Origin of the sequence: Pseudomonas chlororaphis, assembly GCF_001921865.1 — a bacterium.
Lineage (GTDB): Bacteria > Pseudomonadota > Gammaproteobacteria > Pseudomonadales > Pseudomonadaceae > Aquipseudomonas > Aquipseudomonas chlororaphis_D.
On the sequence record NZ_MSCT01000010.1, the window covers coordinates 291,059 to 310,001 of the forward strand.

Genomic DNA, 18,943 nt, shown 5'->3' on the forward strand with positions numbered 1-18,943 from the left:
CCGATGCAAGGAAGTACTCATGGATGAGCCGATCCTGTACCTGGGCGACCGGGGTTTTCTCAAGCGTTACGCCAGCCCCTATTCAGCGCAGCAGGTCGAAGAGATCGCGCGCGGGGTGCTGGCCAGCTCCGGGCTGGGCCTGGCCAGCGGCGACTGGCCCACGGCCAGGGCTGTCAGCAGCGCCCTGGGCGATGGGCCGCGAGCACGGCATCTCTATCATTCGCGATTTCTGCTGCGGGTGACCGAGCGGGCAACGGGGCAGGCCGTCGGTGTCCGGCAGATCCAGGCCAACCCGGCGTTCTACTACGATGCCCCCGGCTATGACTTCGCCGTCGATGTGCAGCAGATCGCCGAAGATATCCAGATCATCCGCTGCTGCCAGCCCGGTCGGGTGACCCTGGGGGGCGACTGGCTGGATATCCTGCTCGCGCAACGTGAATACGCCTTGCTTGATGTGATCCTGCGGCAGATGGAAGCGGCCATCCCGGCGGCCTCGCGGATTCTCCTGGGGTTTCACCTCAGTGCCGGCTTCTTGCAACTGCTCAGAGAGCGCTCGTTCAGCGGCGCCGCGGTGCCGGTCAACCTGCTGAACATGCAATGCACCACATACAGTGACTACCTGCGCCGAATCCAGGCCCATTCCCGGCTTTATGCCGTGCATTGCCTGGCGGGTGGCGATATCCCCCTGGAGCCCGCGCTGGACTATGCCTTCCACCACATCCAGGTGGACGCTTGTATCGTCGGCGCCACCCAGCCACGGCACATCGAGGCCCTGGCGGCCTGTGAGGCCGGTTTCAGGAGTTCGACCCGATGAACGTGATTCTCATGCGCCGTGCCCGGCACCTCGACGAAGGCTTGTTGCAGAGCCATCTGCAGACATTGCAACGGGCCCACGGCGACTTGCTGTTGCTGTCCGGCCGATCCGCCTGTTATGCCCCGGTCTTGGCGTTGGCCGCCAGCCTGGACATCCAGGCCCTGGTCCTCGAGCAGGAGTTCTACGATCCACAGCAGGTCTATGGCACACGCAAGATGGACTGGCTGTTCGATCCCTATGCTTCCCGTGATGGCAGCCCGAGCCTCAACACCCTCTACCACGCCTTCGCCATTGAGCTGGAGGCCATTCTCAGCCGTCACCCCGAGAGGACGCTGCTGATCTATCTCGACCAGTTACTGCTGGAAATCGCCCATGGCGTGCTCGCCGGGCTGCCCTTGCAGGCGTTGCAGGGTTTCTCGCTGTACCTCGAGGAACTGAGTATCGCGATCCTCGCCAGGGTTCCGTTCAAGGGCGGGTTCCAGACGTTGCTGCTGAAGTCGAATGTCACGCCGGCGCAGGCGTTCGTCGGCAGGCCCGGATTGAAACTAGTGAGGTGACGCCACAACCCTGTCGGCGTGACTGCCGCACCTACCCTGAGTGAAGAGAAAAGGAGTGCTCATGGACCCGCAACGCAAGGACTATCTGGCGACAGAAGCGGTTTACACCGACGAATCGCTACGCATCGGCGGCGAGTACGTCATGCATGAATGGGAACGGCCGTTGATCCGCAAGATGGTCGAGGACCTCAAGCTTACGCACGACGACCAGCTGCTGGAAATCGGCTTCGGCATGGGGATCTCGGCCAGCATCCTGCAGGCGTTCGGCCCTGCGTCCCACACCATTGTCGAGCCTCACCCGCAGGTGCTTGCCCAGGCCGAGCGCTGGAAAGGGGCGCGGGCGAACATTCAACTGCACCCCGGCTACTGGCAGCAGCTGACTGGCGACGCGCGTTATTCGGCGATCTTCTTCGATCCGTTCGCCGACGACATGGCGGCGGTCGACGACGAGAACCTCGAGTTCCTGAAGTTCGCCGCGCAGTCGTTGCTTGTCGAGGGCGGGCGCCTGGCGCTGTTCTGCATCCGTCCGTTGCTGCCGCTGGAGTACCAGCGCGTGATGTTCGAACACTATCGCCGGGTGGAAATCAGCTCGGTGCCGGTGGCCCCACGGGACACCGCCGACCCGACGGCGGATCTTGACGGACGAATGATTTCCGTCGTGTTGCACAAATAAGAAAAGCGTCAACTAAAAAAATAATCCATCAGCAACATAACGGTGATAGCGATGAACAACCTGACAGCGCGTCTGGGCCTGGTCGGCCTCCTGTGGTTTTCCGGCAACCAGGCATGGGCCCAGGCTCCGGCAACCGCGGCCGAGAGCACCGACAGCAAGGCCATGACCATCATCTTCGAGCCGCCCAAGGGCGAGGAAGAGGCATTCCTGAAGACCTTCGTCACCTCCCAGGCCGCCTATATGCAGGCGTATGCCGGCAAATCGAAGGAAGGGGTCAAGGTGATCAACCTGATTCCTACCGAACTTGGCGAGCCGCTGATCCACCTGATGATCTATCGCGATCCGGCGGCCTTCGAGCGGGCCAAGCAGATATTCGCCTCGCGCGAGGCCATGAGCGGCTACATCGACGGTCATGTGAAAGCCTATGGCGGCTATCACATTCCCAAGGAGTACCTGCGCCACACCAAGGTGTACATGAGCAACGTACTCTCCGAGTAATCGATGGATGAACCGGCCGCCGCATGCGGGGCGGCCGATACAAGGTACAGAGAGAGTCCAGGCTATGCGCGTGGTTATCGGGCCGTTGTTGATCGGCCTATTTTTTGCGGTTCCCAGTCTGCAAGCCGGCAGTCTAGGCGAGCCTTTCATGTTGAGTAACGGTTGCATCAATTGCCACGGTTTCGAGGGGCAGCGCACGCCGGGGGCGATTCCTTCGCTGTCCGGACAGTCGCAGGCCTACTTGTACAAGACGCTGCTGGCCTATCGCGACGGCACGCTCAAGGGCACCATCATGAACCGGGCGATGGAGGGCTACGACGACCAGACGCTGAAGCAGTTCGCCGCGTATTACAGTCGCCTGCCCAAAGGCGCGCTGGAGCCTGGCTCGTCCCGGGCGCACAAGCAGGGTGAGCGACTGTACGCGCAGCACTGCTCCAGCTGTCACGAACAGCAGGCGGATACGCCGTATATCAAAGGACAGAACGCAGGGTATATGCAGGGAGTACTGACAGATATGGCCACGGGCCAACGAGCGATGCCGCAGGACATGGCCAGCGCGATGTCTGCGCTGAAGGGCGAGGACTTGCAGCATCTGCTGGCCTACCTGCAGGGTTGCGCGCAGGAGGCGGCATGCCAATGAACCTTCAACGCCGGCGCCTGCTCAAGTGGCTGGCCACCGGCATCGGCGCGTCCTCGATCCAGGCTCTGGCCAGGCCGGCGGGGCCGGTGAAGGCCCGTTCCTATCGCGTGGTGGTGATCGGCGGCGGTTTCGCCGGGGCGACCTTCGCCCGTACCCTCAGGCGCCTGGATGCCAACGTCGGCATCACCCTGGTCGAGCCCAACCGGCAGTATCACTGCTGTCCGCTGGGGGTCGAATACCTGGTGGGCAAACGTGACGAAAAGACCCTGGTCTTCGGCTATGAACAGTTGCGTGCCGAAGGCATCGACGTGGTGTATCAGCGGGCGCAGTCGATCGATGCCAAGCGCAAGCAGGTCAGGCTCGCCGACGGCACCGCGCTCGGTTACGACCGCTGCGTGGTGGCCACGGGCATCGGCTACAAGTACGACAGCATCGCCGGTTACAGCGAAGCGGTGGCCGGTCGCGTCCCCCATGCCTGGGGCGGCGGCGAGCAGTTGCGTCTGCTCCGGCAGCAGTTGGAGGCCATGCCCAATGGCGGCAATGTGCTGATCTCGGTCCCGGTGGACGATTACCGCTGTCCGCCCGGGCCTTACGAGCGGGCCAGCCTGATTGCCGATTATCTTCAGACCCACAAGCCTGATTCGCGGGTGATCGTCCTCGACGCCAAGCCGCGTTTCGCCAAGCAGGCGCAGTTCGAGCAGGCCTGGAAGCGTTTCTACGGGTATGGCACTGAGCGGGCCACGATTCAGTGGATCGGCGCCTTGCAGGGCGGCACCGTGCACGGTTTCGACGAAGCCCGGGGGCAGTTGCTGACCGAGGGCGGTCCGGTCAGCGGCCAGGTGATCAATATCATCGCACCCCAGCAGGCCGACGACTTTTCCCGGCGCAACGGTCTGGCCGCCGAACACGGCTGGTGCCCGGTCAACACCCAGACCCTGGAGTCCCTGCAGGTGCCGGACGTGCATGTGATCGGCGACGCGGCCTATGCCGAGAAACTGCCGAAGTCGGCCTTTGCCGCGACCTGCCAGGCCAGGGTCTGTGCCTTGGCCATCCATAGCCAGATGCACGGCCTGGCGCTGCTCAAGCCGCAATACATGAATGTCTGCTACAGCCTGTGCGGCGACGACTACGGCATTTCGGTACTGCTGCACTACCAGCATGAGGCGGCCAGCAATGTCATCGAGATCCAGACCCTGCGGGTTACGCCGCTTGATGCCAGCGACGAGGATCACCGTCGTGAAGCGCTATCGGCCTACAGCATGTTCGATAGCCTGGTCAAAGAGGCCTTCGGTTAGACGGCCCAGCCGAGCGTCACCCAGGCCAGCACGGCGTAGCGTGCGCCCTTGGCCAGGGTGACGATCAGCAGGAAGCGTTTCAGCGGTTCGCCCATGACCCCGGCCACCAGGGTCAGCGGGTCGCCGACGATCGGCAGCCAGCTGAACAGCAGCGACCAGTGGCCGTAGCGTTGGTAATGGGCGCGGGCTTTTTCCAGGTGGCGCGGGCCGACGGGGAACCAGCGTCGGTCCTTGTAGTGCTCCAGGCGCTGGCCCAGCCACCAGTTCACCAGGGAGCCGAGGACGTTGCCGAGGGTGGCCACGGCCAGCAGCAAGCCAACCGGGTACTGGCCGTTGAGCAGCAACCCCACCAGCACGGCTTCCGATTGCAGCGGCAGCAGGGTGGCGGCGCCGAAGGCCGCCAGGAACAGGCCGAGGCAGGCGGTGAAGATCAATGGGCCGGGTAGTCCGCGACCACCACGTCCTTGCCTTCCCGGGTCAGGCCGATGACCTGGTAGGCGTCGGCGGGCATGCCGTCCATTTCCATGCCGGGCGAGCCCATGGGCATGCCGGGGGCGGCGACGCCGAGCAGGTCGTCGCGTTTGCTCAGGGCCAGCACCTGCTCCGCCGGGACGTGGCCCTCGACGAATTTGCCGTCGATCACCGCGGTGTGGCAGGACGCCAGGCGCGGTGCCACGCCCAGGCGTTGCTTGACCTCGCTCATGTTGCTTTCAACGTGGTCGTTGACCTTGAAGCCGTTGGCTTGCAGGTGCTCGATCCATTTCTTGCAGCAACCGCAGCTGGCGTCGCGGTGCACGTCGATGGGGATCAGGTCGGCGGCCTGGGCCAAGGAGCCGACGAGCAGGGTAGACAGGGCTGCCAGGCGCAGAAAGTTGTGCATGCTGAGTCTCTTGGTTTTCAGGGGCGCCACGTGGGCGCGGGTCGAGGTAGAAAGGGTGGGGTATTTTGCGGCTTTTTTCGAGCGCGGCGCGGTGCTTGTGTTTCAGCGTTATACCAAGGGCTTGGGTTGGCCTTGTACCGCGTCATCGTTTATCACGAGCAAGCTCGCTCCTACAGAGGAATGCGTGTCCTTGCAGGAGCGAGCTTGCTCGCGATCCAGGCGCCGCGGTTCACTGCGTAAACGGGCTGAGGATCCCGAGCGCCGCCACCAGCGCCAGGATCAGCAGGGCCGTCGCCAGTTCCAGGACCATGCTGCGGCGCAGGGCCGCCAGGGCCGCCCCGGGCGAGTTGTCGCGCAGGCCCTGTTCCAGTTGCGGCACCAGGTGGAAGCGATTGAGCGCGGCGAACACCAGCATCAGGGCGAACACCGCGACCTTCAGGCCCAGCAGCAGGCCGTAGGCGCTGGCGCTCAAGGGCGCGAGGTCCGGGCCGATGATCAGCAGGTAGTTGAGCACCCCGCTGACGCTCAAGACGATCACGATCAGCGTCCCCTGGTTGGCAAACCCTTGCAGCGCGGCGAGCAGGCCGCGTACCCGCTGCTGGCTGGCCACCGCGTTGCGGCGCAGCAGCAGGGCAAAACCGGCCAGGGCCCCGACCCAGGCGCCGGCGGCCCAGAGGTGCAGGATGTCGCTGCCCAGGTGCAGATAGCGCCGGCCGCCTTCGTCCATCGCCCCGTGCCCGGTCCAGGCGAGGGTCGCGAGGGCCGTTGCCGTGCACAGGGTCACGCCGTAGCGGGCCAATCGCCGCCCGCCGCCGGTGGCGGCCAGCAACAGGCCGGCGAGCAGCAAGGCCCCCAGGCGCAGCAGCCAGCTCTGGCCGACAGCCGTTTCTTGCAGCAGCACCGGCAGCAAGGCCGGGTCCAGCTCGGCCAGGCTCGCCGCGCCGCTCATCGACAGCGCCAGTTGCAGCAGCGCGGCGCCCGACAGCAGCACGCCGAGCGTCAGGCCCAGCGCCAAGGGCCGGCGAAAATGCCCGTGCGGCGGTTCGCCGCGCAGCCCGTACAGGCCGAACAGCGCCAGGCCGAACAGCAGCATCAGGTCCAGGTACAGGGCAAAACGCAGGGCGACAGTGAGGAGTTCGCCCATGGTTCAGTTGACGTCGAAGGTCAGGCTGCCGGTGATTGGATGGGTGTCGGCGGACACCGCGCGCCATTCGACCTTGTAGCTGCCGGCGGAGAGCGGGGCGGCGGGGGTGACGACCATGCTTTTCGGGTCGGCGCCGCCGGCCACACTGGCCTTGACCGGCATCGGCGCGTGTTGCATCCCGGGCATGCCGGTCATCAGCAGCCGGGCCCCGGAAAACTGCGTGGTGAGGCTTTCCGAGAAGTGCAGTTCGATCTTCGCCGGGGCCGCGCCCCTGGCGCCTTCGGCCGGGGTCGAGGCGAGCAGTTTCGGGTGCGCCTGGGCGAGGCCGGCGAGGGACAGCCCGGCGCCGAACGTAACGGCCAGGGCGAGGTGCTTGAGGTAGGACATGCAAGGCTCCAGGCGGCATCGGCCGCGTTGTTTTCTAGTCGTGAGGTGATGGGGGTTCAAAACCACATGCGTACGCCGAGCACCAGCCGGGCTTCGCTGCGGTCTTCGCCTTCTTCCCGGGCGTAATCCGCGGTCTTGCCGTAGCTGCGGTTCCAGGTCACGCCCAGGTAGGGCGCGAACTGGCGGTGCAATTCGTAACGCAGGCGCAGGCCGACTTCCGACTCCGAGAGCCCGGCGCCGGTTGCCCGCTGCGGGTCGTTCCTGCCGTACAGGTTGACCTCCGCGGTGGGCTGCAGGATGAGGCGGTTGGTCAGCAGGATGTCGTAGTCGGCCTTGAGCCGCAGGGCGCTCTGGCCGCCTTCGCCGAGGTAGGCGGTGACCTGGCTTTCAAAGTTGTACAGGGCCATGCCTTGCAGCCCGAGGGCGGCCCAGGTCTGCGGCGCGCCGGGCTTGAAGTCCTGGCGCACGCCGCTGACCACGTCCCACCAGGGGCCGATGGCATGCCCCCAGAGCGCTTCGACTTCGGCGCTTTCGGTACGGCCGTTGGTACGTTCGCCTTCGGTGCGTAGCCACAGCCGGTCAATGTCGCCGCCGATCCAGCCGTTCATGTCCCAGGCCAGGGCGCTGCCGTCGTCGGCGTCCTGGTATTCCAGGCGATCGACCAGCCAGAAACCGTTGATGGCCTTGTCGTGCACGCCATGGCCGGCCACGGGCGGGAAGGCCGCCCGGCGGTCGGCGTCGGTGAGCACCGGGATCGGTGTGCGGCTGCGGGTCGGCGCGGCGGATTGCATGGTTTGCAGCGGTGCGCCGTCCATGCCGGTCATCGGGCCGGGTTCCATGCCGGGCATGGCCTGGCCTTGCATCGCGGGCATCGCCGAATGCCCCATCTGCGAATGGTCCATGGCTTCGGCGGCCTGCACTGTGCCGGCGCCCAGGCCGAGCAGGGCGGCGAACAGGGTCAAGGGGGTCTTGGGCATCATGCGGCGCTCCCGGCTTCGTCCACTCGTACTTCGCGAAACATGCCCATCTCCATGTGGAACAGCAGGTGGCAGTGGTAGGCCCAGCGCCCGAGGGCGTCGGCGGTGACCCGGTAGCTGCGCTTGCTGCCCGGCGGCATGTCGATGGTGTGCTTGCGCACCAGGAAGCGTCCCTGTTCGTCTTCCAGGTCGCTCCACATGCCGTGCAGGTGGATGGGGTGGGTCATCATGGTGTCGTTGACCAGGGTGATGCGCACCCGCTCGCCGTAGGTCAGGCGCAGGGGCGCGGCGTCACTGAACTTGATGCCGTCGAACGACCAGGCGAATTTCTCCATGTGCCCGGTCAGGTGCAGCTCGATGGTGCGGCTCGGTTCGCGGCCGTCGGGGTCGTCGAAGGTGCTGCGCAGGTCGGCGTAGGTCAGCACCCGGCGCCCGTTGTTGCGCAGGCCGATGCCCGGGTCGGCGAGTTTCGGCGTCGGGCTCATGGTCTGCATGTCCACCAGCGGGTTGCCGTCTTCCGAGGCCGGGTGGCTCTGCATGGCGCCGGACATGCCGCCAGAATCCATGCCCGCCATACCGGCCATGGTGCTGTGGTCCATGCCTGTCATGCCGGTCATGTCGCCGTGGTCCATGCCCTGCATCTGGCTATGATCCATGCCGGCCATGGTGCCGTGATCCATGCCGGGCATGGCGCCCATGCTGCCGTGATCCATGCCCATGTCGGCCATGCTGATCAGCGGCCGCGGGTCCAGCGGCGGGACCTCTGCGCTCAGTCCCGGGCGCTGGCTCAGGGTGCCGCGGGCATAGCCGCTGCGGTCCATGGCCTGGGCGAACAGGGTGTAGGCCTCCTGCGTGCCGGGCTCGACCAGCACGTCGTAGGTTTCCGCCACGGCGATGCGCAATTCGTCGACGCTGACCGGTTGCACGTATTGGCCGTCGGCGGCGACCACGGTCATTTTCAGGCCGGGGATGCGCAGGTCGAAGTAGCTCATGGCCGAGCCGTTGATCAGGCGCAGGCGCAGCGTCTCGCCGGGCTTGAACAGCCCGGTCCAGTTGCCGCCCGGGCTCTGGCCGTTGATCAGGTAGGTGTAGGTATGGCCGCTGACGTCCGCCAGGTCCGTGGGGCTCATGTTCATCTGCGCCCACATCTTGCGGTCGGCGAGCGTGGCGGCCCAGCCGTCGCGACTGACGTCCTCGATAAAGTCGCCCACGGTGCGTTTGTGGAAGTTGTAGTAGCCGGACTGTTTTTTCAGGATGTGCATCAGGCGTTCCGGGGCCTCGTCGCTCCAGTCGCTGAGCATCACCACGTAGTCGCGGTCGTACTGGAAGGGCTCCGGCTCGCGGGCGTCGATCACCAGTGGGCCGTAGACCCCGGCCTGTTCCTGCAACCCCGAGTGGCTGTGGTACCAGTAGGTGCCGTTCTGCTGGACCTTGAAGCGGTATTCGTACAGGCCGCCGGGGGCGATGCCGTGGAAACTCAGGCCCGGTACGCCGTCCATGTTGGCCGGCAGGATCAGGCCGTGCCAGTGGATCGAGGTGTCCTGCGTCAGGCGGTTGCGCACCCGCAGGGTCACGGTGTCGCCTTCGCGCCAGCGCAGCAACGGGCCGGGCAGGCCGCCGTTGATGGTCATCGCGGTGCGTGGCGCGCCGCTGTAATTGACCTGGGATTCGCCGATGAACAGGTCGAACTGCTGGCCGCTGAGGGCCGGCAGTTGGCCGTCATTGCTCCGCGCCCAGAGCGGCTGTTGCCACAGCCCGGTGCCGGCCAGTACGCCACCGGCGGCCAGGCCCTTGATAAAACTGCGTCGTGTGGGTTTTACGTGCATGCCCCAAGGCTCCCTCGATCCTGGTAGGTCAGGTAGGAGGCGACCTTAAGGGGCGCGGCCTGTCAGAAAACTGAGGCCGACATTACAGATTTGTCAGCCACCGGCCGCGCCAGGCGCAGGAGCCGGTAGCGTCTCAGTGGGCGCCGTCTTCCAGGATGCGCTTGAGGTTGGCCAGGGCCTGCGCGGAAGATTGCTCCATGCGCGAGCGCAGGCCACTCAGGTTGAGATCGGTGGAGTAATACAGGGTGCGCTTGAACAGGGTGCCTTCGCCGTTTTTGCTCAGCTGATAGTGGATCGAGCCGTCCACCGGCGCGGAGCTGAACACGGTCTTGAACTCCTTGGGAAACACCGCCACCAGCACCCGGTAGCTCATCTGGATCTGCAGGCCGAGCAGGTCGATGGTTTCACTGAAACGATGCCCCGCGGGCAACGAGCCTGCCAGGCCGGTGTCGGCGTGCAGGGAAGAGGGGTGCCATTCGCGCCAGCGGTCGGGTTGCGTCACGTAGTAGTAGACCGTGTCGATCGGCGCGTCGATGTAGAGCTCGTGGCTGATGAGCTCGTCCATCAGGGGCTGCTGACGTTGTCCCATGAGGCACCTCCTTGTGGTCGGAATCACCAATATAGTTGCCCGCGCGCCGACCATGGGGGCTGCGCATGACCGTCCGGCGGACATCGAGGCGACTTGGGCCGACGCCTCTGCGTGAGGCGAGAGGGCAGGGTCGGTTTTTCAGACGGGGCGTTTTGTCGATTGTCGGCTGCGCAAGATCCGCCCGCCATGGGTGGTAACTGCAAATTCAACTAGCTGTTTGGGGGGTGCGCGCGATCATTAGTTGCCGTTTAGTTACCGCTCAATGAAGAGTCAAATAATGGTTTGAGTCAGAAGAATCGCGGGCTCCAGGTGTATGTGTCTGAAATGTACAAAAATTGTAAAAATAAGAAATATTTGTTGGTGCACAGCTCTGGTGCATCGATACTCCCGACCATCGTTTTCCGTTAATCAGGCTTTCCTAATGCCTTTTGCCTGAACTAACGCCAGCCGCTTACGGGGCGCAAGTTCGGAAACAAGGCGCTGGAAAGTTCGTTCATAGGAGTCTTTATATGGCAATCGGATATGTCGGCGGCTGGACCAGCAAGGCCGGTCTGCTGGTGCAAGACACCGGCGCCCGGGGCAAGCCAGTCAGCCAGAGCACCAAGGTCAAGCAGATGCTGGCCCTGGTCGGCCAGAACCCACTGGCGCTGAACGTGATCAAGATGGACGAAATGAAGCTGCACAAGCAGATCAAGGGTTTCGATCCGGAGAACGTCACCGCCAAGCAATTGGGCAACATGAGCACCTTCCTCAAGGACCGCGGCCTGATCACCGACGTGACGGCTATGACCCTGCTCAACGCCGGCGACAAGTTCGACCGCTTCGGCGTGCAGAAGGACCCCGAGGCCCCGTTCAATGCCCTGGAGTACTTCGCGATCCAGCTGGACACCATCCAGAACAACAACCTCAAGGGCAACAAGTACGCCAACTACTTGATCCCCGAGTACAAGAAAGCCATCTACGTGCTGCAGAACCTGCAAAACTATGGCAAGGGCAACGGCACCACGGTGACCGACAAGAATCGCTCCGCCAAGGCGTGAGACAAACAAAAAGGCCCTCGACCGAACAGCCGGTCGAGGGCCTTTTTTGTGCCTGGCTTTTAGCGGTCGAGCAGGGCCATTACCGCTTGCGGGTAACGCTCGCCGGCCGTGGCGTCGGGGCTGAAGATGCCGTCCAGCGCCTGCAATTCGCCGGCATCCAGGCGCACGTGCAGCGCGGCGACGTTTTCTTCCAGGTATTTGCGCTGCTTGGTGCCCGGGATCGGGATCAGGTAGTCGCCCTGCGCCAGCACCCAGGCCAGGGCCAGTTGCCCGGCGGTGATGCCCTTGGTGGCGGCCAGTTGCTTGACCTGTTCCACCAGCAGCAGGTTCTTCGTGAAGTTCTCGCCCTGGAAGCGCGGGCTGAAACGCCGATAGTCGTCGGCGGCGAAATCGTCCGGGCTTTTCAGCGCGCCGGTGAGAAAGCCGCGCCCGAGCGGGCTGTAGGGCACGAAGGCGATGCCCAGGCGTTTGCAGGCCGCCAGGCAGCCGTTGTCCTCCTGGTCGCGGCTCCACAGCGAATACTCGCTTTGCAGGGCGCTGATCGGATGCACCTTGTGGGCGCGCTCCAGGGTCGCCGCCGAGGCTTCGCTGAGCCCCAGGTAGCGCACCTTGCCGGCCCGCACCAGCTCGGCCATGGCGCCGATGGTTTCCTCGATGGCCACGTCCGGGTCGATACGGTGTTGGTAATACAGGTCCAGGGTCTCGACGCCCAGGCGTTGCAGGCTGCCGTCGATGGCCTGGCGAATGTACTCGGGCCGGCCGTTGACCCCGCGCGCCGCCGGGTTGGCCGGGTCGCGGACGATGCCGAACTTGCTGGCCAGGAACACCTGTTCGCGCTTGCCGCGTATCGCCTGGCCGATCAGCGTTTCGTTGCTGTGCGGCCCATACATGTCGGCAGTGTCCAGTAGGTTGATCCCCAGTTCCAGGGCGCGATGCAGGGTCGCGGTGGCTTCGCGGGTATCGCTGCCGGTGGTGTAGAAGTCGGTCATGCCCATGCAGCCGAGGCCGATGGCGGAAACCTGTGGGCCGTTCTTGCCCAGTTGACGGGTATGCATAGGAGAGGCTCCGGTGGGGGAAGTGGCGGCCATTGTTCTCCTCGACAAAAACAAGATAAACCGGCTAAAAGCGCTATCACTATTCGTATTTTCCAAATAATCCGCGACAGGCCAAGTCAATGGACCGTTTCAACGCCATGCGTGTGTTCACCCGGATCGTCGATCTGGGCGGTTTCGCCAAGGCCGCCGACAGCCTGCAGATGCCCCGGGCCTCGGTGACGGTGCTGGTCAAGCAGTTGGAGGCGCACTTGGGCGTGCAACTGCTGTTGCGCACCACTCGCCAGGTCACGCCGACCCTCGACGGCGCCGCCTATTACCAGCGTTGCGTGCGCCTGCTGGCGGACCTCGAGGAAACCGAAGCGGTGTTTTCCGCCACCCGCCATAACCCCCGCGGCACCTTGCGCATCGACATGCCGGCGGGCATCGGGCGCCTGGTGGTGATCCCGGCGTTGCCGACGTTCTCCGCGCGCTATCCCTTGATCGAGCTGGAAATCGGCCTCAACGACCGGCCGGTGGATCTGATCCGCGAAGGGGTGGATTGCGTGTTGCGCGGCGGCCTGGCCCTCGACGACACGCTGGTGGCCCGGCCGTTGCTGCTGATGGAGCAGGTGACCTGTGCCAGCCCGGGGTATCTGCGCGAGCGCGGCGTGCCGCAGAACCTCGAGGATCTGGCCGGGCATCAGGTGATCGAGTATTTCTCCAGCGTCAGCGGCAAGCGTTATGGCCTGGAGTTCGAGGTAGAGGGCCAGGTGTTGATGCCGTCGTTGCCCAAGCAGGTATCAGTCAACAGCGCCGACGGCTACCTGGCCGCCTGCGAGGCGGGCTACGGGCTGGTGCAGACGCCTTACTACCACGTCGCCCGGCAGTTGGCCGAGGGTCGCTTGAGCGAGGTGCTCAGGCACATGCCGGCGCCCAGGTTGCCGCTGACGGCGCTGTACCCGCCGCACCGGCACCTGTCGACACGATTGCGGGTGTTCGTCGACTGGTTGGTGGAACTGTTTGCCCAGCCGGGAATTCACAACACCCGGCTCGATTGAGCGCGCCGTGCCTGGCGAAATGCGCCCGCTACGCGGTCGTGCGCAGCCTGCGGCAGCGGCTACAGGAACCGCGCCGCTGGCGTAGCCGCTGCCGAGCCCGCGAGGCTGCGTACGGCAACGCAGTTGCCGCCAAACCAGAGCCCGCGATTCGCCTGATAGAAATGCGCCCGCTACGCGGTCGTGCGCAGCCTGCGGCAGCGGCTACAGGGACCGCGCTGCTGGCGTAGCCGCTGCCGAGCCCGCGAGGCTGCGTACGGCAACGCAGTGGCCGCCAAGCCTGGGCTCGCGGTGTTTCAGGTACGCGCACAACAAAACGCCCGCTAGCGAGCGGGCGTCGGGGATACCGGGGCTGCAGAGGAGGTAGTCAACGATGGTAGTAGCCGGGGCCGCCGTCGTAATGGCGGTGATGCCAGCCGTCGTGAGGGAAAATGATGCAACCGGACAGGGTCAGCATGGCCAGCAGTGGAATCAGCAGCGTGATTCGACGGAACATTGCACAGTCCTCAAAGGCTTTCGGGGTTGAAACCGTCGCCATGCAGCGAAAACTGTGCGACGGCTGTAACATGAGACCCCGTTCGCCTGCGCCTATCCCCGAATCTCGGTAGGCGCTTGGCATCTGCCTCGATACAAACCGGATACATTTCAGGTTCAGGAACCGCTAATGACTCAGAAGCAACGCTTGATCTATTCGATTGTGATTTCCCTGGTGGTACTGGGAATCATGCTTGGCCTTTCTTACCTGCAGAACGCCGGGATGATTAGCGAGAAAATGTTCCAGTACATCGCTATCGGCGTGGCGGTGACCGTGGTCGTGATCAACGGCGTGATGCGGCGCAAGGTCAAGCCCTGAGAGACACCCGTCGATGGCCTCAGCCGCGGCCGTCGAGTATGGCTTCGGCCTGCTGATGCAGGCTGAAGCTCTTGTCCGCATTGAGGGTGATCACACCTTCGCTGCACAGCCGCTTCAACACCTCGCGCACGCTGAGGAACGACAGCGGAATATCCAGCTCCAGCAGATGGCTGTGAATCCCGCGAACCCCCAGGGCGCGCTGGCTTTCGGCTGCCTGTAGCAAGGCATCGATGACTTTCAGGCGAATCAGGCTGGTGCGCAGGCCGAAGCTCTTGAGCAGGTGCCTGATGCGGTCGTTGCGGTTGCGTTCGGCGTGCTTGCCGAAGACACCGGCGCCGGCGTTCAGGGAAGACGCAGGTTGCGTGGTGTGGCCATCCGTTGGCAGTTGCGGGTCGTACATGCAAAAACTCCTTTTCAGAGCCTGATCAGGAAAGTGACGGGTGCTCTCTAGTAACTAGACGAACGAGCGGCATAAATCATGAGCAATTGAATGTAGAAAATTTGTGAGCAGCCTGTGATTGCCAGGTTGACGGCCGATTCGGGCGCCGGCGGCGTTAAATTTTTTCTCGTGGTTTCGTCTGTAAGGGCAGGCGGGCTCCGGCCGATGTCGGGCCGCGCCGTCCTTTCCAGGCTGGAGCCCGTGTCCTGTGTCGCATGCCGCGCCAGCCCGGGCTCTGCGTTTTTTCGATCAGGAGTCGGCGTGATTATTTCCAGGCAGTTACCCAGGTTTTCCCTTGCGGGTTCGTTTCTGGGGCTGAGCCTTGCGGGGCTCGTTATGGGTTGGAGCCTGGCGGCCCAGGCGCGCGAGGCGCAGGCCGGCGAGGCGAGCGCCGATATTCGCCGCACCGGCTTTGGCGTGCCGCATATCCGTGCCGCCGATGAGCGCGGGTTGGGGTATGGCATCGGCTATGCCTACGCCCAGGACAACCTGTGCCTGCTGGCCAACGAAGTGCTGACGGTCAATGGCGAGCGCTCGAAGTATTTCGGCCCGCAGCAACAGACCCTCGAACAACGGGACAACCTGGCCAGCGACCTGTTCTTCACCTGGCTGAACACGCCCCAGGCGGTGTTCGGTTTCTGGCAGGCGCAGACGCCGCAGGTGCGGCAACTGATCGAAGGTTATGTCGCCGGCTACAACCGCGCGCTGGGCGAGCGCCAGGCCCAGGGTCTGCCCGAGCAGTGCCAGGGCGATTGGGTACGGCCGTTGACGGCCCTGGACCTGGTCAAGTTGACGCGTCGGCTGCTGGTCGAAGGCGGCGTCGGCCAATTCGCCGAAGCCCTGGCGGCCGCCACGCCTCCGGCGGCCACGGCGCGTATCGAGCCCTCGGCGCAGGCCTTCGCCCGGGCGGACGCCCGCGGCCAGCGCTTTGCCCTGGACCGCGGCAGCAACGCCGTGGCCGTGGGCCGCGAACGCTCCTCCAACGGCCGCGGCATGTTGCTGGCCAACCCGCATTTCCCCTGGGTGGGCGGCATGCGCTTCTACCAGATGCACCTGACCATTCCCGGCAAGCTGGATGTCATGGGCGCTGCGTTGCCCGGCCTGCCGATGATCAACATCGGCTTCAGCCAGCACCTGGCCTGGACCCACACGGTCGACACCTCCAAGCACTTCACCCTGTATCGCCTGCAACTGGACCCGAAGGACGCCACCCGTTACCTGCTCGACGGCCAATCCCTACCGCTGCAGAAGCAGACGCTCAACGTGACGGTGAAGGGCGAGGACGGCCAGCTCGCAACGGTCAGCCACAGTGTCTACAGCTCGACCTTCGGCCCCGTGGTGCAATGGCCCGGCAAGCTCGACTGGGACAACCGCTACGCCTATAGCCTGCGCGACGCCAACCTGGAGAACGACCGCGTCCTGCAACAGTGGTACGCGATGAACCAGGCCCGCAACCTCAAGGAGCTGCAAGCCTCGGTGCATCAGCTGCAGGGCATTCCCTGGGTCAATACCCTGGCGGTGGATGACCAGGGGCAGGCCCTGTACATGAACCAGTCGGTGGTACCCAACGTCAGCGCGCAGAAACTCGCGTTGTGCAGTGACCCACGGATCGGCACGCAGTTGATCATTCTTGACGGCTCCCGCAGTGCCTGCGCCTGGGACATCGACCCGGCCGCGGCGCAAAAGGGCATCTACCCGGCCAGCCAACTGCCGCAACTGTTGCGTAGCGACTACGTGCAGAACTCCAACGATTCGGCCTGGATGGTCAACCCGGCGGCGCCGCTGCAAGGGTTCTCGCCGCTGATCAGCCAGCAGGACCTGCCGCTGGGGCAGCGTGCGCGGTTTGCCTTGAACCGTCTGGTCGGCAGCGGCCAGGGCGCGCCGCTGAGTGTCGCCGACCTCAAGCACATGGTGATGGACGATCAGGTGTACCAGGCCGGGCAGGTGATGCCGGACCTGTTGCAATTCTGCGCCGCCGACCTTGGCAGCGATGCGCAGGCCCTGGGGCCGCTGTGTGCCAGCCTCAAGGCCTGGGACCGCAGCGCCAACCTGCAGAGCGGCCTGGGCCTGGTGCATTTCCAGAACGTCATGGAGCAGTTGGAGGCGGTCGACGATCGCTGGCGCGTGCCTTTCGACGCGCGCGACCCGCAGCACACGCCGCGCGGCCTGGCGCTGGACCGGCCGGCCGTGGCCAAGGCGCTGCGCGAGGCGATGCTGGCGTCGGTGCAACAGGTGGCCGAGTCGGGCCTGAAGGCCGACAGCCGTTGGGGCGATATCCAGGTGGTCAGCAGCGGCGGCCAGCAAACGCCGATCCACGGCGGCCCGGCCAGCCTCGGGGTGTACAACGCGATCCAGAGCGTGCCGACGGCCGACGGCAAGCGTGAGGTGGTCAGCGGTACCAGCTACCTGCAAGTGGTCACCTTCGACGACCAGGGGCCACATGCCCAGGGCCTGCTGGCGTTCTCCCTGTCCAGCGACCCGGCGTCGCCGCACTCGCGGGACCAGACCGAGGCGTTCTCGAAGAAGCAGTGGAGTGCGTTGCCGTTCACCGAACAACAGATCCAGGCGGACCCGCAGTACCGCTTGCAGGTCATTCGGGAAAGGGATGTTCGGCTGAGCAAGGTGGCGGCTCAGTAAGCGCGTTCAACCTGGCGTCAAACGAAGGCCGCACCCGCGAGGGTAGCGGCCTTCAGCTTTTCGGCGGGTTGCCCGGCAGCGAGTTGATCACCGGGTTGCCGTCCTGGTTGCGGGTCAGGTAGACCGGCAACACCTTCGGCAGCGACGTCACCAGGCTCTTGACCGCGGTGATGTCGTAGATGCCGCCGACCCGAATATTGCCGGTGGCGCTGTCGGCCAGCATCACCGGGGTGCTGAGGTAGCGGTTGATCAGCGGCAGGGCTTCGCCGAGCGCCAGGTTGTCCAGCACCAGCTTGCCCTGGCGCCAGGCCAGCGAGCTATCGCCGGGGTAGGTCTGGCTGATCTGCGGCTGATAGTCGCCGCGGCGGTAACGCGCCTGCATGCCCGGATCGAGACGGAAACCGCCGTCGGGGCGGCTGCTGTCGCTGTTCACCAGTACCGAGCCTTCGAGCAGGGTGACCCGTACCTGGTCCTCGTACATCCAGACGTTGAACTGGGTCCCGGTAACGCGGACCTGGCCGCTGCCGGCCTTGACCACGAAGGGGTGGGCGCTGTCGTGGCTGACCTTGAAGAAGGCTTCGCCTTTTTTCAGGGTGGCCCGGCGCTGGTCCTTGTAGTTGCTGTAGGTCAGCTCGCTGCCCAGGTTGAGCTCGACCTGGCTGCCGTCGGCCAGGGTCACTTGGCGCACGCTGCCCTCGGCCTGGAAGCGTTCATAGGAGGAGGGCAGCCAGCCCAGGCTCCAGCCGCTGTAGGCGGCCAGCGGCAGGGCCAGGACGCTGATCGCCGCGGCCATGCCATAGGTGCGCCAGGCGCTGCGTGGCGCTGGTAGGGGCAGGACAGTAGCGGCCTGCGGACGTGGCAGGTGATCGGCGACGTCCCAGATTTCCTGCATCGCTTCGTATTCGAAGGCGTGCAGCGGGTGGGCATCGCGCCATTGCTCGAAGGCCTCGCGCTCGGCGGGCGTACAGTCCGCGGCATGCAAGCGCATGCACCATTGCGCGGCGGCATCGGTGATAGCGTCGTATTCGGTTTCCGTGAGGTGCTGTTCGCTCATTGACTCTTCCTGGTTTCGCGCATTCTACCCTTCGCAACCGGGCTTGTAGAACAACCGTCATGGCTAATGCATATCAAAGTGGAACTTATTTTTCCGCGCCGGCCCTAAAAACAGGACTTTGCCCAATCAGTATCCATACATGGAGTGAAAAAATGATCAAAAACACACTGGCCGCAGTCATTGCCACCGCCACCTTGCTCAGCGCCGGCGCGGCGCTGGCTGATCGCCCGGGAGCGGGCTGGGTGACTATCGAGAAAGCCATCGAGACCGCCAAGACCAAGGCCGGCTACATCGAGGTCTACAAGATCGAAGCCGACAACGACGGCTATTGGGAAGGCGAAGGCCGCAAGTCCGACGGCGTGGTCTACGAGTTCCGCATCGACGGCGCCTCGGGCAACGTCATACGCGACCAGAAAGACTGATTGTCCTCCGGACGCCGGTTCCTTGCCGGCGTCCATCTCGCCGCGTTGCCGTTACGTCCTGCATTTTTCTCCAGGCATTCTTCGCGAGCGTTTCCCGGCATCGTCCGGGCCCGGCTCCGGTCGAGGTTG

Annotated in this window: 22 protein-coding genes; 11 read left to right on the forward strand and 11 right to left on the reverse strand. The window is 64.7% G+C overall.

The features are described from left to right. Positions 1–19: 19 nt before the first annotated feature. The 6 genes from BTN82_RS13655 (at position 20) to BTN82_RS13680 (ending at position 4,477) form a co-directional block, all read left to right on the forward strand. Positions 20–814, forward strand: a complete 795-nt coding sequence (locus BTN82_RS13655; protein WP_075119640.1) for a hypothetical protein — start codon at positions 20–22, stop codon at positions 812–814. Next, positions 811–1,371 carry a hypothetical protein gene (locus BTN82_RS13660; protein WP_075119641.1) on the forward strand — a complete coding sequence of 187 codons (561 nt, stop codon included), beginning with the start codon at positions 811–813 and terminating at the stop codon, positions 1,369–1,371. The genes BTN82_RS13655 and BTN82_RS13660 overlap by 4 nt, the downstream gene beginning before the upstream one ends. A 61-nt stretch (positions 1,372–1,432) precedes the next feature. Continuing rightward, complete coding sequence (locus BTN82_RS13665; RefSeq protein WP_075119642.1) at positions 1,433–2,044, forward strand: class I SAM-dependent methyltransferase; 612 nt, start codon at positions 1,433–1,435, stop codon at positions 2,042–2,044. 51 nt (positions 2,045–2,095) lie between these two features. Next, positions 2,096–2,542, forward strand: coding sequence for a hypothetical protein (locus BTN82_RS13670; RefSeq protein ID WP_075119643.1), 447 nt, complete (start codon positions 2,096–2,098; stop codon positions 2,540–2,542). 64 nt (positions 2,543–2,606) lie between these two features. Continuing rightward, complete coding sequence (locus tag BTN82_RS13675) at positions 2,607–3,182, forward strand: c-type cytochrome (protein WP_075119644.1); 576 nt, start codon at positions 2,607–2,609, stop codon at positions 3,180–3,182. Beyond that, the gene (locus BTN82_RS13680) at positions 3,173–4,477 is read left to right on the forward strand and encodes an FAD-dependent oxidoreductase (RefSeq protein WP_081375466.1); all 1,305 of its coding nucleotides are present in this window, start codon (positions 3,173–3,175) and stop codon (positions 4,475–4,477) included. The genes BTN82_RS13675 and BTN82_RS13680 overlap by 10 nt, the downstream gene beginning before the upstream one ends. On the opposite strand, the gene BTN82_RS13685 is transcribed toward BTN82_RS13680, so the two are convergent. From BTN82_RS13685 to BTN82_RS13715, 7 genes are all read right to left on the reverse strand, one after another. After that, a complete protein-coding gene (locus BTN82_RS13685; protein ID WP_075119646.1) occupies positions 4,474–4,911 on the reverse strand; it encodes a YqaA family protein in 438 nt (145 codons plus the stop codon). The two genes, BTN82_RS13680 and BTN82_RS13685, sit on opposite strands and share 4 nt — an antisense overlap. Next, entirely contained in the window at positions 4,908–5,357 is a 450-nt protein-coding gene (locus BTN82_RS13690; protein WP_075119647.1) for a DUF411 domain-containing protein, read from the reverse strand. Before BTN82_RS13690 ends, BTN82_RS13685 begins: the two co-directional genes overlap by 4 nt. Before the next feature lie 229 nt (positions 5,358–5,586). Beyond that, entirely contained in the window at positions 5,587–6,501 is a 915-nt protein-coding gene (copD, locus tag BTN82_RS13695; protein WP_075119648.1) for a copper homeostasis membrane protein CopD, read from the reverse strand. A gap of 3 nt (positions 6,502–6,504) precedes the next feature. Then, positions 6,505–6,888 (reverse strand): copper homeostasis periplasmic binding protein CopC, encoded by a 384-nt coding sequence (copC, locus tag BTN82_RS13700; protein ID WP_075119649.1) that lies wholly within the window; start codon positions 6,886–6,888, stop codon positions 6,505–6,507. Positions 6,889–6,944: 56 nt separating this feature from the next. Further along, the gene (locus tag BTN82_RS13705) at positions 6,945–7,868 is read right to left on the reverse strand and encodes a copper resistance protein B (RefSeq protein WP_075119650.1); all 924 of its coding nucleotides are present in this window, start codon (positions 7,866–7,868) and stop codon (positions 6,945–6,947) included. Then, complete coding sequence (locus BTN82_RS13710) at positions 7,865–9,691, reverse strand: copper resistance system multicopper oxidase (protein WP_075119651.1); 1,827 nt, start codon at positions 9,689–9,691, stop codon at positions 7,865–7,867. Before BTN82_RS13710 ends, BTN82_RS13705 begins: the two co-directional genes overlap by 4 nt. 133 nt (positions 9,692–9,824) lie before the next feature. Continuing rightward, positions 9,825–10,280 (reverse strand): SRPBCC family protein, encoded by a 456-nt coding sequence (locus tag BTN82_RS13715; protein WP_075119652.1) that lies wholly within the window; start codon positions 10,278–10,280, stop codon positions 9,825–9,827. A 509-nt stretch (positions 10,281–10,789) separates the two neighbouring features. Between BTN82_RS13715 and BTN82_RS13720 the strand changes: the two genes are divergently transcribed. Further along, on the forward strand, positions 10,790–11,320 hold the full coding sequence (locus BTN82_RS13720; RefSeq protein ID WP_075119653.1) for a hypothetical protein: 531 nt from the start codon (positions 10,790–10,792) through the stop codon (positions 11,318–11,320). A gap of 59 nt (positions 11,321–11,379) precedes the next feature. On the opposite strand, the gene BTN82_RS13725 is transcribed toward BTN82_RS13720, so the two are convergent. Then, positions 11,380–12,375 (reverse strand): aldo/keto reductase, encoded by a 996-nt coding sequence (locus BTN82_RS13725; RefSeq protein WP_075119654.1) that lies wholly within the window; start codon positions 12,373–12,375, stop codon positions 11,380–11,382. Positions 12,376–12,494: 119 nt separating this feature from the next. Here BTN82_RS13725 and BTN82_RS13730 point away from each other — a divergent pair, with 119 nt between their 5' ends. Further along, the gene (locus BTN82_RS13730; protein WP_075119655.1) at positions 12,495–13,412 is read left to right on the forward strand and encodes a LysR family transcriptional regulator; all 918 of its coding nucleotides are present in this window, start codon (positions 12,495–12,497) and stop codon (positions 13,410–13,412) included. Positions 13,413–13,776: 364 nt separating this feature from the next. Here BTN82_RS13730 and BTN82_RS31540 read toward each other — a convergent pair whose 3' ends face one another. Beyond that, the gene (locus tag BTN82_RS31540; RefSeq protein WP_261792967.1) at positions 13,777–13,905 is read right to left on the reverse strand and encodes a hypothetical protein; all 129 of its coding nucleotides are present in this window, start codon (positions 13,903–13,905) and stop codon (positions 13,777–13,779) included. Positions 13,906–14,073: 168 nt separating this feature from the next. On the opposite strand from BTN82_RS31540, the gene BTN82_RS13735 reads away from it, so the two are divergent. After that, positions 14,074–14,262: a hypothetical protein gene (locus BTN82_RS13735; RefSeq protein WP_075119656.1), complete on the forward strand. Its 189-nt coding sequence runs from the start codon at positions 14,074–14,076 to the stop codon at positions 14,260–14,262. A 19-nt stretch (positions 14,263–14,281) separates the two neighbouring features. Here BTN82_RS13735 and BTN82_RS13740 read toward each other — a convergent pair whose 3' ends face one another. Next, positions 14,282–14,662, reverse strand: coding sequence for a fe2+ zn2+ uptake regulation protein (locus tag BTN82_RS13740; RefSeq protein WP_075119657.1), 381 nt, complete (start codon positions 14,660–14,662; stop codon positions 14,282–14,284). Positions 14,663–14,962: 300 nt separating this feature from the next. Between BTN82_RS13740 and BTN82_RS13745 the strand changes: the two genes are divergently transcribed. Further along, positions 14,963–17,338 carry an acylase gene (locus BTN82_RS13745; RefSeq protein WP_075119658.1) on the forward strand — a complete coding sequence of 792 codons (2,376 nt, stop codon included), beginning with the start codon at positions 14,963–14,965 and terminating at the stop codon, positions 17,336–17,338. A 52-nt stretch (positions 17,339–17,390) separates the two neighbouring features. On the opposite strand, the gene BTN82_RS13750 is transcribed toward BTN82_RS13745, so the two are convergent. Next, the gene (locus BTN82_RS13750) at positions 17,391–18,392 is read right to left on the reverse strand and encodes a FecR family protein (RefSeq protein ID WP_075119659.1); all 1,002 of its coding nucleotides are present in this window, start codon (positions 18,390–18,392) and stop codon (positions 17,391–17,393) included. 152 nt (positions 18,393–18,544) lie between these two features. On the opposite strand from BTN82_RS13750, the gene BTN82_RS13755 reads away from it, so the two are divergent. Next, positions 18,545–18,814 (forward strand): PepSY domain-containing protein, encoded by a 270-nt coding sequence (locus tag BTN82_RS13755; protein ID WP_075119660.1) that lies wholly within the window; start codon positions 18,545–18,547, stop codon positions 18,812–18,814. The last annotated feature ends 129 nt before the right edge of the window (positions 18,815–18,943 follow it).